The sequence below is a fragment of the Polaromonas sp. P4_H1 genome (genome assembly GCF_056400945.1).
Genome location: NZ_JBFUKG010000005.1, coordinates 148,838 through 161,316 on the forward strand (window position 1 = coordinate 148,838; position 12,479 = coordinate 161,316).

Sequence of the window (12,479 nt, forward strand, 5' to 3'; positions counted from 1 at the left end):
GCGTGCATTCTCAGCATGGCGACGAATGACCTCGGATGGAAAGATAGGAAGGGACTACTGCTGATGCGTCCTGGACTGGGGAACCCCTTGCCAGACTATGTTCCATTCATCCACCTAGACCAGGTCCTCGAAAGCGTCTATTGGCGCACAGCCTGCCCAGAACCAGCAACGCACGGCGACTGGTCAACTGCTTGCTAACGTCGTAACGTCACTCTCTGGCCAGCAGCTTCTCCAGCATAAGATCAATTCCGAGCAAAGCCTCTAGTGATCCTTTCTCGATACCGACGTCCATGCTACTTGGCACCTGCGGCTCGCGCGGGTTGATACGGATAAGGCGTGCGCCATACTCATGACTCAAGCTGTGGCTGTTGTGTCGGACGGAGGGTATTGCCATGCCAGCGCCGATCTCCACAATCACAACGCGCGCTTGACTGTCAGAAATCGCCTCCAGCCATTGCATCTCACGCCTGCGCTGCAATTCGGCTCGCCGCTCCACCCAGTTCCAGTCGCTAAACATCAGAATATTCGGTCGGGCCAGACCCGCGCAATGCGGACAACGTGGTGGGGCGTTCAGGAGACGGCACGCATCGGCATCTACTTCCGGGGTGAACTCTGCGGCACTCCACACCCCCGATTCGCAATCCATGCATTGCAGGTGATGGATCGAACCGTGGCATTCATGAATCTGCTCCTCAGAAAATTCTGCCTTCTGAAATTGCCCGTCCACGTTACTGGTAAATATCCAGGTGCCCAGGGGCATGCGCTCACCCCATTGCCGCAATATCCCAAAACCGGCATGGGGAACGGTCTTACGGTACAGGTCGAGGCGATGCCCGTAGAAGCCCCAAGCCAGACTGGCATCCTGAAGAAAAGTGCGTGGACTGGCCACCTCAGTGAAATTGAGATTCGCCTTGGCCAGCGCCGGATAGGCCTGCCAGAACCCCTGATTGCCACGAAAGTCTGGCAGGCCAGAGTCAACCCCCATGCCAGCACCTGCGCCAATCACCAGAGCATCAGCTTCGGCAATGAGTTCAGCAGCCTTTCGATATTGGGCCATGCTATTCATTTGTACTGCGCTGAGGTGGGGATCTTCACTGCAACCCTGCCGCGCTTAACCAGCAGGAACTTACCGCTTCTTGCTTTCGGGCAGCTGCCCATCTTGCGGCATGATGAAGGAGTCTTCCCACTGCACCGCGAAATTGTCACCCGCGTCCTCTTGCACGCTTTCCTCCACGTGGTCTGCACTGGCGCTGAGGGGGTCGAAATTGGTGAAGCGTATCTTGCGGTTGCGCTCAAGCTTGGCGCGCAGGCTGGCGCGGGCAGCCGCCACGGCCTCCATGTCGATTTCAGAGGACATTTCTGGCTTGGCGCCGCTGGCCGGACGCAGGGTGTCGGGCACCGTGGGCAAGGCCCCGTTGTCGAAGTCCATGTCCGCGAACGACTGCGACATCGGTGGCCGGCTGTTCAGGGCGAGGTCTTCATCCGAAGGATCGATTTCACCCAGGAAGGCAGCGCGCACCTCTTCCAGCGAGGGGAGTTTTCCCGCCCGGACGACGGCATACGCGATACGGCACTCTTCAAACAGCTTTTGCTTGAGGTCACGGTTACTGGCACTCAACCCGCGGGGTCCGGGGACATCCAGGCAGCCGATGACGGTGCCGTCGGAGGCGCACACGGTGAACGTGCAATAAACACTGTTAAGCAATTCATGGGAACGCAAGCCCTCGGAGACATTGCGGGGCGACGTGAAACGGATGGCGGAAACCTTGACCAGCACGTGCTGGTCAAAAAAAGCACGTTTCAGCCAGTGCCAAACATCCTGTTCCTGCTCCGTCAGAAGGGGTCTGGGCCGAAGCTGCCAGCGTACGGGAATGCGTCTTTTACTCTTCGCAGCGCGTGCCGCCCAGCGGCGATGGCACAGCGCGCCCAAAGCCATTCCGGACACCGCCGCGGCAGCCAGTGTCAATGCAAGAGAATTCAACATGCGCGCCCTATTTTTTTAGAGTTTAAACACAGCACCCAGAAAGTTACAACTATGAAGGCGCCGATTGTTGCGGCAATGTCTGAAATATGAGCAATAGCGCCCCGCGCGGCGCGAGTCCCCGCAAACTCCAACCAATTCGGAGTCATTGGGCCTAAGCGTCCGTGGACTCGGTCGTCCGGCTGGCCAGCACCTTGTCAATGCGCTTGCCGTCCAGGTCAAGGACCTCAAACCGCCAGCCTGCGCAATCGACTTGCTCGCCCGTCTTCAGCAGGCGGCCTGAGACGCTTTGCAGCAGGCCTGCCGCGGTGTTGTAGCGCCCCCTGTCCTCTTCCGGGAGCTCCCTGATATCGAGCCGGACCTTGAGTTCGGACACCGGCATGACGCCATCAATCAGCCAGCTGCCGTCTTCGCGCTGAGTCGCCCAGGCATCGATCTCGGCACCAGGCTGCAATTCACCGGTGATGGCCTCCAGCATGTCCATGGGCGTCATCAGCCCCTGCACCACGCCGTATTCGTCGACCACAAACACCATGCGGGTAGACCGGGCACGAAACTGCTCAATCAGTTCCATGCCCGTGAGGGTTTCGGGAACGAACACGGCCGGCACGGCATAGGCGCCAATGCGGTCGGCCACCGAGGGGGTTGCATTCTCGCCCGGCTCGGGGGGAGAGGACAAAATCCTGCCGCGCAGGCCCAGCAGCTTGGCCACATTGACCACGCCGATCACGTCGTCGAGGCTGCCCCGACACACCGGGTACCAGGAATGGCCGGTGGCCCCGGCTTTGTCAATGGCCTCGGCCACCGTGTCGGAGGCATCCAGCCATTCGATGTCGGAGCGCGGCAGCATCAGGGAGGTGAGCAAGCGGTCGTCGAGCAAAAACACGTTTTGCACCATCTGGTGCTCGTGTTCCTCGATCAGGCCGGCGTCAACACCCTCTTCCAGGCTGGCGGCGATTTCTTCCTCGGTTACGCCGCGCTCGCCCGCGTTGTCAACGCGCAGCAGCTTGAGCACCGCGTGGGTGCTGAAGGACAACAGCCTGACAAATGGCTTGGCGCCCGTAGCCACCCACATCATGGGCCGCGACACCAGGCGCGACACCGTCTCGGGGTAGAGCTGCCCGATGCGTTTGGGCACCAGTTCGCCAAACACAATGGTGATGAAGGTGATCACGGTCACAACCAGAGCCGTGGCGGAAATATCGGCGGCGCGCGGCGCGGCCCCGAAACTCTGTATCCAGACGGACAAGCCGTCGCTGAAAGCCGCCTCGCCAATAATGCCGTTGAGCATGCCGATGGAGGTGATGCCCACCTGAACCGACGACAGGAATTGTGTGGGGTTTTCCAGCAGGCCCAGCGCCGCGTGCGCCCCCTTGTCCCCTGATTCGGACATGGCGATCAGCCGGGCCTTGCGACTGGATGCCAGGGCCAGCTCGGACATGGCAAACACGCCGTTGAGCAAGGTTAAAAAAACGATCAGCAGGAAATCCATGAATCCGGAGGGAGAATAAACACATGTCACTTTACTGTATTGGCGACCTGCAGGGTTGCAATGCGCCATTTCAGCGGCTGCTGGAGAAGATTGACTTCTCCCCAAGCCGCGACACGCTGTACCTGCTGGGCGACCTGGTCAACCGCGGCCCGCACTCGCTGGCCGTGCTGCGCCACCTGAGCCGCCTGGGCGATGCCGCCCAGTCCCTGCTGGGCAACCACGATTTGCATTTGCTGGCCTTGTGGCAGGGCATGGGCAAGCTGCACCGCAGCGATACCGCACAAGACATCCTGCAGGCCAGCGACCGCGGCGCCCTGCTGGAGTGGCTGCGCCACCGCAACATGGCCATCCATGCGCACGGCTGGCTGATGGTGCATGCCGGTGTGCTGCCCCAGTGGAGCACCGCCAAAACCATGGCACTGGCCGCCGAGGTGGAGCAGGCCTTGCGCGGGCCCGATCTGAAGGGATTCTTGAGCGACATGTATGGCAACACCCCTAACCAGTGGCACGAGAGCCTGCAGGGCGCGGACCGGCTTCGGGTCGTGGTCAATGCGCTGACGCGCTTGCGCTTTTGCACTCCGCAAGGGGTGATGGAGTTTGCCACCAAGGAAGGCGCAGAGGCGGCGCTGCACGGCTACCTGCCATGGTTTGATGTGCCGGGCCGTCAAACCGCAGACACGCCGGTCATGTTTGGCCACTGGTCAGCGCTAAAGGCACAAGACGCCCAGAAATCGGGCAGCCTGCTGCTGCCGCTGGACACGGGTTGTGTCTGGGGCGGGAGCCTGACCGCCGCCAGGCTTGGGGCAACGCCAGCGGCGTATGAACTGATCTCGGTGGCCTGCGCAGATTGAACACCTTCCCACCGTCCCGCTCGCGAACCTCGTCAACCCAGGCCCGCGCGACGCTGGCCGCCAGGCTGGGAGCCCTTGCCTCTTACCCTTCCTCTTACCGTTCGCCTTTACCCTGACACCTCAGACCGAACCACCGCGTCGCCCGCAGGCGGCGCCACGTTGCCGGAAGCCTCGTCAGACCAGGCGCGCGCCACGCTCGCAGCGAGCAGAAGCACCGCAGATGAAAAATAAATCCACATCAAGATGACCACCAGGGAGCCTGCGGCGCCGTAGGCAGATACCACGGCTGCGGTAGACAGGTAAAAAGCCATCAGGTGCTTGCCGACCGCAAACAGCAGCGCACCTACCGCCGCCCCCCTCACCAGGTAGCGCATGGCCGGCTTGGGCCCAGCGCTCATTCTCATCAGGGCCACAAACAGCGCCACGGAAAAGCCGAAGGACGCCACTTCATTGATGGCGTAGGCGAATTTCTCGACAGGCCAATACTCGCCCGCCCAGCCCGACAGAAGGTTTAATAAAGTGGAAACCACGAGCGAAACCAGCAACAGGAAGCCGATGGCCAGGATGTAAGCCACACCACGCAGGCGCAAGGAGGCGGTGTACCACCACTTCTGCTGGGGCGCCTTGCCGCTGCCCTGTCGCCACAAACGTTCGAACGCGTCCTGCAACTCGGCAAACACGCCGGTGGCGCCGGAAAGCAGCAGGCCAAACGCCACCAGCGAGGCGGTAATTCCCTGCGAGGGCTCCCGCGCGCTGGAAAGCGCCTGCTGGACCACCTGCGCGCCCTGGGCACCCACCACACTGCGGATCTGGTCGACCAGGCTGATTTCAATAAAGCTCTGATCCACCCACCAGCCCAGCACCGCCACCAGCAAGACCAGCAAGGGCGCCAGACTGAGAATGCCGTAGAAGGACATGGCCGCACTCATGCGCAGGCCATCGGCCTCAATCCACTGATCCACAGCGCGCCAGAGCGGTCTGTAGATATGCTGGAGCCTGTGCTGGAGCGATGAAAGGCCAACCGCCGGCAGGCCCGAAAGGCGCCGGTGAGCGGACTGGTTATCGGTATCGGTGTCGGCGGTTTTTGCCGTCATTCAGACAGCATGAGGATACGGCGGCAGAACCCGCGCCGGACGGCCCCGCGAAGAATCGTAGGTGCGCGCCGACGGTCCGGCCGGACGGGAAAGATCTCAGTCGCTGGTCTTGAACAGCGCAGCGACTTTTTTCTTGGGCTTGATGTTGGCCGAGACGCTGCTGCGCGCAGGGCCGGCCTTGGCGGTGGCTTCCCAGGCTGGTTGGGCGTCCGCTATAACGGTCGCCTCGTAGGGCTGGTCAAAAAACGGATCGCGCGGCGCCGCCGGCTGGCGATGCGGCATGTATTCGCGACGCTCCCTGCGCTCCGGCCGGTCACGCGGTTCCCGCGAAACAAACGCTTCACGCCCCGCGCCCTCTTCACCGTCGCTGCCCTGGCGGTACATGCGGCGGCCGTCGTTGATGCGGCCCTGCTCGCTGATGCGCGGGCGGTCTTCATCAAACTCGATCGGCTCCAGCTCGATCTTGGTCTTGATCAGCTTTTCAATATCGGCGACCAGGCGCTGGTCGCTGCTGGCGACAAAACTCACGGCCAGGCCTGAAGCCCCGGCACGGCCGGTGCGGCCAATGCGGTGCACATAGTCTTCGGCATTGAATGGCACGTCGAAGTTGAACACCGCCGGCACATCCTTGATGTCCAGGCCGCGCGCAGCGACGTCGGTACACACCAGCAGGTCCACCTCGCCTTTTTTGAATGCATCCAGCGCCTTCAGGCGCTCGTCCTGGCTTTTGTCGCCGTGCAGCGCGGTGGTTTTAAGGCCTTCGCGTTCCAGTGAACGGGCCAGGCGTGCGCAGCCGAGCTTGCTGTTGACGAACACAAAGGCCTGCTTCATGCCGCGCTCTTTGAGGATCTGGTGCAGTGCACGACGCTTGTCGTCAGCGCCCACACTGTAGAAGTGCTGCTCGACTGTCGAGGCGGTGGCGTTGGAGCGCGCCACCTCGATCGTCACCGGATCCTGCAGGTAGCTGGAGGCCAGGCGCTTGATTTCAGGCGAGAAGGTCGCCGAGAACAGCAGCGTGATGCGCTGCTTGGGCAGGTAGCTCAGAATGCGCTGCAGATCCGGCAGAAAGCCGATGTCGAGCATGCGGTCGGCCTCGTCGAGCACCACGTATTCAACCTGGTTGAGTACGGTATTTTTGGCTTCGATGTGGTCGAGCAGACGGCCTGGCGTGGCCACCAGCACTTCAACGCCTTTTTTGAGCTCCAGCGTTTGCGGCTTCATGTCCATGCCGCCAAACACCACCGCACTGCGCAGGTTGGTGTGCTTGGCGTAGAGCTTGACCTGTTCGGCTACCTGGACGGCCAGCTCGCGTGTGGGCAGCAGCACCAGCGCGCGCACCGGGTGGCGCGCCGGCGAGGTCGAGGCGTTCTCGTGCTTGAGCATGCGCTGCAGCAGCGGCAGCGAAAAGGCAGCGGTTTTACCGGTACCGGTCTGTGCGGCGCCCATCACGTCTTTGCCCTGCAGGACGACCGGAATGGCCTGCTCCTGAATGGGCGTCATGGTTTCGTAGCCCATTTCGGCTACGGCGCGGGCCAGCGGTTCTGCCAGCGAAAGATTGGAAAAGGAAGATGTCATTTAACCCACTATTGTCGCACTTTGGGCGAAATCCCCCTTTTTTGCCCGCCAACCGGGGTATTGCCGCCCGGATGCAGCGACGCGGGCAGCAAGCCAAAAGCCCCGTCAGCTATTGATTTAATAGCTACACACCCAGGAAAACCACGACCCGCAGCCATATTTCTTATAAATTCCGGGCGCTGAAAGTGTCGCAGGCCTTGATGCTGCCGGTTTTCAGGCCGGCGTCGAACCAGCGCTGACGCTGGGCGCTGGTGCCGTGGGTGAAGCTCTCGGGCACGACCGCACCGCCGCTGGAGCGCTGCAGCGCGTCGTCGCCAATTTTGGCGGCCGCATTCATGGCCTCCTCGACATCGCCCTGCTCCAGGATCTGGCGCGCGCTCTGCGCGTTGTGGGCCCACAGGCCGGCAAAGCAGTCGGCCTGCAATTCCAGCCGCACGCTCAGGGCGTTGTACTCCGCCCGGCTGACCCGGCCGCGCATCTGCTCCATCTTGCTGGTGATGCCCAGCAGATTCTGCACATGGTGGCCGACCTCATGCGCAATCACGTAGGCCTGCGCAAAATCGCCCGGTGCGCCCAGGCGGTTTCTCAGGGTTTCGTAAAAGCCGAGGTCGATATACACCTTCCGGTCGGTCGGGCAGTAAAACGGCCCCATGGCGGCCTGACCCTGGCCGCAGGCGGTTGGCGTGGCGCCCCTGAACAGCACCAACCGCGGCTCCTGATAACTTGCGCCACCTTTGGCAAACACGTCTTTCCAGACGTCCTCGGTGTCGGCCAGCACGGTGGAGACAAACTTCGCCATTCGGTCATCGGCAGGCGGCCGCTGGGCCGGTCTTTGTTGCGGTACCTGCTGCACCTGCGCCGGCGGCGAACCGCCGCTCAGGAGGCTCAATATGGTCAGCGGATTGATGCCGAAAATCCAGCCGCCGACCAGCGCCACCACAATGGTGCCAATGCCGATGCTGCGGCCGCCCAGCAATCCGCCGCCGCCAAAACCACTGCCCCCGCCACCCTCGTCGCGCCTGTCCTCAACGTTGTCGGATTCCCGATTGCCTTCCCATTTCATGATTGCCCCAGTTGCATAGAGAGAGAGAGAGAGAGAGATAGAGAGAGGTGGTGAGGCCGAATAGCTCGCATGGTCCGGACAGCCCGGACGCCTCACGAACGCCTCAAAATTGCTTCAACGCATGAGCCAACTTTACTAGAGAGCCATGCGCTGCGTGGAACAAAATTGAACCCCGATGTATCCACTCTTTATGGCATTTTTTGCACATTTTCACCCTGCGCGGTCAATTCGCCTTGGCATGGCGCTGCTCCTGGTGACCTTGGTGGCCCTGCTGGCCGGCTGCGCCAGCCCGATCACGGCCAGGGTCACCAGCTTTAACCAGTGGCCCGCCGATGCGGCGGGCAGCACGTTCAGCTTTATCAGCCCGGTCGACAGCACCCGCGAACTGGAGCAGGCCACCTATGAAAGCCATGTTCAGGCTGCGCTTGAAAGGCAGGGCCTGCGGCGGGCACCGCCCGGGCAGGTGGGGCGCATCCAGGCCGAGGTGCGGGTAGTCAGCCACAGCGATCAAAAAACCTGGCTGCAACCGGTCTACCACGACCACCCTGTTTTTTTGCCCCCGTACCGTGATGCGGCCGGACGTGTGTTTCCGGGGGCCTGGGTGCCCGATCCGTTCGGGCCGCGCTATGTGGGTGACCGCCAGGTGAGCCGCATCGTGTGGCTCGGCAACTTGCGCCTGCGCCTGCTGGACTCACGGGGAAGCCCACCGGGCAAACCGCACACGGTGTTCGAGTCGCGAGCCAGTTATGAAGGTGACAGCGACGATTTGCCGGCACTGATGCCCTACCTGGTGCGGGCGGTATTTGACGATTTTCCCGGCCAGAACGGGCGGACACGCAACGTGAGCTTTGACAGCGAAACCGGTGCGTTGATCAAAAAGTAATCCTCCTGAGGCTGGAAAGGCTGCGCCGGGCTGCCAGCGGCTCCGCGCTCCAGCGCGCGCCAGCCAAAAGACTTCAGGGTTTCAGGGGATCAAGGCTTGAGGCCATCAATGTCATTCAAAACGCAGGCGCAACCCCTCGAGGTCCTCTGCCACCGGGTCTGGCGATTGAATGTCCGTGTGCCATAGTTGCCCGGCCTGTACCGGCCAGGCATCGGTCAAACTGCCCGTGGTGACCAGATCACCGGCCAGCAGTGGTGGCGCGCCCGGGGTGGTGCGCAGCGCCTCCACAAAATGCAATAAAGCCTGCAACGGCCCATCCAGCACGTTGGCGCCCACGCCTTCTTCCTTCAGCGCCCCATCCACGTAAAGCCTCAGCCGCAAGCCGGCGAGCGCCTGAACCAGCGCGTCCGGCGCAATACCTGCGGTCAATTTCACGGGGTAGCCCACCAGCAGGTGGGCATGGAGGCCGGCATCCGCCACCGCCTGCGCGGCAGTGAACTTCCAGCCCGGGAAATGGGTGTGCACAATCTCAAAGCCGTGGGCTATCCAGTCAATGGCGTCCACCAGCTGCGCCAGCGTGCATGCGGGCGGTGGCGGGAAGCGCAGGCAAAACACGATCTCGGGTTCGATGCGGGGCTCGCAGAGGCCCTCCAATCGCACCTTGCCGATGTTCGGCGCCCCTGCATCAATCAGCGTCAAGCCACTTTGCCAAACAGTGCCCCAGACGGGCGCATAGACCTCATAGCGCGGCCACATGCTGCGGTTGGTAAAGCCGACTTTGTAGCCTGCGGCGCGCTCTCCGGCGGCACAGCGCGCCTCGCGCACAGCCAGAGCCGCAGCGTAGGCTGTGCCTACATCTGACGGTACCGTCGCAGGCCAGCGCAAAGGCTCCGCGTGAAGCCGGGCACGCGACAGGTCGGACACGAGGCTGGAAAGCGGGGGTGGGGAACTCATGGCCGCATGTTAGCCACAACCAGACCCACCGCGCAACGGGGAGCCATTTCGCAGACCCCAGCGAGACACCCCAGCCATACTTCACAATGGCAACATGGACACGGCCTCCACCCCTCCCCGCGTGCTGCTCACCGGTTTTGATGCGTTCGGGTTTGGCGAAGCCGGGCCGGCAGGCCCTGCGCTCAACCCCAGCTGGCTGGCCGTCCAGGCACTGCACGCCACACGCATCGCGGGCCACGAAGTGATTGCGGCACAGTTGCCGACCCGGTTCGACACATCGGTGACGGAGCTCATGCGCCTGTTGCGTCTTTACCGGCCAGCGCTTGTGATTTGCGTCGGGCAGGCAGGCGGGCGAAACGCCTTGTCGCTGGAAAGGGTCGCCATCAACGTGAACGATGCCCGCATCCCCGACAACGCGGGCATGCAACCCGTCGACACGCCAGTCGTACCGGGAGGCCCGGCGGCCTACTTCAGCACGCTGCCCATCAAGGCCATGCTGCAGGCCCTGCAGGACGCGGGCCTGGCTGCCGAGGTGTCGCAGACAGCGGGCACCTTCGTCTGCAACCACGCGTTTTACGCGCTGATGCATGCGCTGGCCACGCAGCGCGGCTTCAAACGCACGCGCGGGGGCTTTGTCCACGTGCCTTACCTGCCCGAACAAGGCTCGCCCAGCCTGCCACTGGAAGACATGGTGCGCGGGCTGCAAGTGGCGATAGCCACCGCGCTGGCAACGCCGCACGACATCACAAAAAGCGCAGGCGCAGTCAGCTAGGGACTAGCCCGGCGGCGTCGGTCTGCCCCGCTGCTCCGGCGCATCGGCGGCGGGGTCATTGCGCATCAGCCGCCAGGCCAGCCAGATGCCGATGGCCGCATTGCCGATGGCGAAGCCACTCACGAGCAAGGCGCCCCAGGCATTGAGCGGGCGGTTGTGCGCTACCCAGGCCAATGCCGTTGACAGGCCATTGAGCACGAGCATGATCCAGAACAGGGGGTTGCGTGGCTGGAACAGACGGGAGAACTTCATGGGAGTCCATGCTACCCGCTGTTGAGCACGGCTGGTCCGCACCGGCCTGGTCGCTTCGCCCTTCCCCGCTTGCCGCGCTTCAGCGGGCCGTCATCAGCGGGGCGTGAACATCGCGGGCCTGAAGTCCTGCATCTGATGGGCCGCGAGGGCACCGCTCCCATCGTCGAAATTGCTGGCCACCGCCTGGCTGTTCTGCCTGGGCTCGGCGACCTCGGAAGGAAGGTTGGCGGTCTTCGCCTGCTGCAGGCAACTGTGGCGCGCAGCCCCCATGCTGCTTTCCATGCAGTGGGCAGTGGCGATTCGCTCCGAAATCCGCTGGGTCTCGCGTACCTGCGCTTTTTTGACCTGTTCATCCGCCACCATCGCCAGGGCAACCAGCTGGCACAGAATCACGAAGCCACCCGCCACGCCGAGCAGGGTCTTGTACGGGATCTCCTGAATTTTTCGCAAATGATCTGAAAACATCGCTCGCTCCCATTTTTGTCTGACGACTCCATGCTGAGGCGAAGCTTTCAAAAGGCCACCCGGTGCAGCGCCCGTGACACTGTAGGATGGAAACGCGAAGCAGGCTTGCAGTCCCGCGCCTGCGGATCGGCCTTCACGGCGCGAGTTCTGCCACCATTGCACCGACCCGTACCAGCCGGGTCTGGATGGTGGTCGATGCGGGTCTGCAAGGGCGCCTGGCCAGGGCATCAGCTGGCGGCATTACGTCATTGGCATGCAGCCCATCAGATTCGGGTGGGCATTAAAAAACCCGCCGGCACCGGCCGTCTGGAAGCGGCGGCTGGGCGGGTCGAGTCGGTTCGGAATTTGGCGGCGAGAACACCACGCAGCAATCGTCACCGACAAGCCGGCCTATTCGGCTTGTTCGGCTTGTTCAAAAAGTAAAAAAAAGCGAACCGGTTAATTACTGGCCACAGATGGGGGAGTGCCCACACCACGGTTCGGTTTTCCTTCAGCATCTTCCCGGCGGTCGAATGTCAGCAGTTTTCCCATCACCACCTGTATCCATTGCGGGTAGGTGTATGCGGTGCCCTTGTTATGGTCAATGATCGCACCGATACCGCCACCAAAGAGAATGTTGCCAGCCATGCCCGCATTCGCACGCGAAATCGCGACACCGCGGCCATCGGTTTCACCGGGTTTGACACAGGTGACCTGCAAATCCTTGGAGGAACGGCGCACGTTGACGGTGGCAGGCGTTTTGACGCTTTGCTTGCCATAGTCGTTTTCCAGGGTGCACTCTGCATCCTTGATCTCGACGCCGGCCGCACTGAAGGTTTCAAAGCGAACCGGCGCGGAGGTGTCGTTGGTGATGGATGCGCAACCGGTCATGGCGACGCAAGCGACAAGGACGGAATACAAACGAACAGACATGTCTTACCTTTTTTGAATGAGGCTCAAAATGTAACTTCATGTTTCAGCCTTTCATCGCACGGTGAACATGTTTTTATTACCCTTGCACGCGTCGAAAGTTCAAGCTAAGGGTGAGCGTCATCCTGCCTGGTGGATTGAAACGACGGCTGAATCGGCATTCGCGCCATGCCGGCGCAAGCGGCTTT

At 62.2% G+C, this 12,479-nt stretch carries 13 protein-coding genes; 3 read left to right on the forward strand and 10 right to left on the reverse strand.

Annotation, left to right across the window (positions count from 1 at the left end; translation table 11 throughout):
- Positions 1-208 precede the first annotated feature (208 nt).
- The 3 genes from AC1DS5_RS09060 to AC1DS5_RS09070 all read right to left on the reverse strand — a co-directional run bounded on the left by AC1DS5_RS09060 (position 209) and on the right by AC1DS5_RS09070 (position 3,473).
- Positions 209-1,066 carry an SIR2 family NAD-dependent protein deacylase gene (locus tag AC1DS5_RS09060; RefSeq protein ID WP_477717914.1) on the reverse strand — a complete coding sequence of 286 codons (858 nt, stop codon included), beginning with the start codon at positions 1,064-1,066 and terminating at the stop codon, positions 209-211.
- Between the two features lie 60 nt (positions 1,067-1,126).
- Entirely contained in the window at positions 1,127-1,984 is an 858-nt protein-coding gene (locus tag AC1DS5_RS09065) for a DUF2726 domain-containing protein (RefSeq protein ID WP_477717915.1), read from the reverse strand.
- A gap of 151 nt (positions 1,985-2,135) precedes the next feature.
- On the reverse strand, positions 2,136-3,473 hold the full coding sequence (locus tag AC1DS5_RS09070; RefSeq protein WP_477717916.1) for a hemolysin family protein: 1,338 nt from the start codon (positions 3,471-3,473) through the stop codon (positions 2,136-2,138).
- 23 nt (positions 3,474-3,496) lie between these two features.
- On the opposite strand from AC1DS5_RS09070, the gene AC1DS5_RS09075 reads away from it, so the two are divergent.
- Positions 3,497-4,324, forward strand: a complete 828-nt coding sequence (locus AC1DS5_RS09075; protein WP_477717917.1) for a symmetrical bis(5'-nucleosyl)-tetraphosphatase — start codon at positions 3,497-3,499, stop codon at positions 4,322-4,324.
- 107 nt (positions 4,325-4,431) lie between these two features.
- On the opposite strand, the gene AC1DS5_RS09080 is transcribed toward AC1DS5_RS09075, so the two are convergent.
- The 3 genes from AC1DS5_RS09080 to ypfJ all read right to left on the reverse strand — a co-directional run bounded on the left by AC1DS5_RS09080 (position 4,432) and on the right by ypfJ (position 8,056).
- Positions 4,432-5,418, reverse strand: coding sequence for a YihY/virulence factor BrkB family protein (locus AC1DS5_RS09080; RefSeq protein ID WP_477717918.1), 987 nt, complete (start codon positions 5,416-5,418; stop codon positions 4,432-4,434).
- Positions 5,419-5,514: 96 nt separating this feature from the next.
- Positions 5,515-6,993, reverse strand: coding sequence for a DEAD/DEAH box helicase (locus AC1DS5_RS09085; RefSeq protein WP_477717919.1), 1,479 nt, complete (start codon positions 6,991-6,993; stop codon positions 5,515-5,517).
- A gap of 163 nt (positions 6,994-7,156) precedes the next feature.
- Entirely contained in the window at positions 7,157-8,056 is a 900-nt protein-coding gene (gene ypfJ / locus AC1DS5_RS09090) for a KPN_02809 family neutral zinc metallopeptidase (RefSeq protein WP_477717920.1), read from the reverse strand.
- A gap of 238 nt (positions 8,057-8,294) precedes the next feature.
- On the opposite strand from ypfJ, the gene AC1DS5_RS09095 reads away from it, so the two are divergent.
- A complete protein-coding gene (locus AC1DS5_RS09095) occupies positions 8,295-8,939 on the forward strand; it encodes a DUF4136 domain-containing protein (protein ID WP_477717921.1) in 645 nt (214 codons plus the stop codon).
- A 111-nt stretch (positions 8,940-9,050) separates the two neighbouring features.
- On the opposite strand, the gene AC1DS5_RS09100 is transcribed toward AC1DS5_RS09095, so the two are convergent.
- A complete protein-coding gene (locus AC1DS5_RS09100; RefSeq protein WP_477717922.1) occupies positions 9,051-9,893 on the reverse strand; it encodes a 2-keto-4-pentenoate hydratase in 843 nt (280 codons plus the stop codon).
- A 94-nt stretch (positions 9,894-9,987) separates the two neighbouring features.
- Between AC1DS5_RS09100 and pcp the strand changes: the two genes are divergently transcribed.
- Positions 9,988-10,665, forward strand: coding sequence for a pyroglutamyl-peptidase I (gene pcp / locus AC1DS5_RS09105; protein ID WP_477717923.1), 678 nt, complete (start codon positions 9,988-9,990; stop codon positions 10,663-10,665).
- 3 nt (positions 10,666-10,668) lie between these two features.
- Here the strand turns inward: pcp and AC1DS5_RS09110 are convergent, their stop codons facing one another.
- The 3 genes from AC1DS5_RS09110 to AC1DS5_RS09120 all read right to left on the reverse strand — a co-directional run bounded on the left by AC1DS5_RS09110 (position 10,669) and on the right by AC1DS5_RS09120 (position 12,294).
- Positions 10,669-10,917 carry a hypothetical protein gene (locus AC1DS5_RS09110; RefSeq protein WP_477717924.1) on the reverse strand — a complete coding sequence of 83 codons (249 nt, stop codon included), beginning with the start codon at positions 10,915-10,917 and terminating at the stop codon, positions 10,669-10,671.
- Positions 10,918-11,010: 93 nt separating this feature from the next.
- Positions 11,011-11,382, reverse strand: a complete 372-nt coding sequence (locus AC1DS5_RS09115) for a hypothetical protein (RefSeq protein ID WP_477717925.1) — start codon at positions 11,380-11,382, stop codon at positions 11,011-11,013.
- A gap of 438 nt (positions 11,383-11,820) precedes the next feature.
- Positions 11,821-12,294, reverse strand: coding sequence for a hypothetical protein (locus AC1DS5_RS09120; RefSeq protein WP_477717926.1), 474 nt, complete (start codon positions 12,292-12,294; stop codon positions 11,821-11,823).
- Positions 12,295-12,479 lie beyond the last annotated feature (185 nt).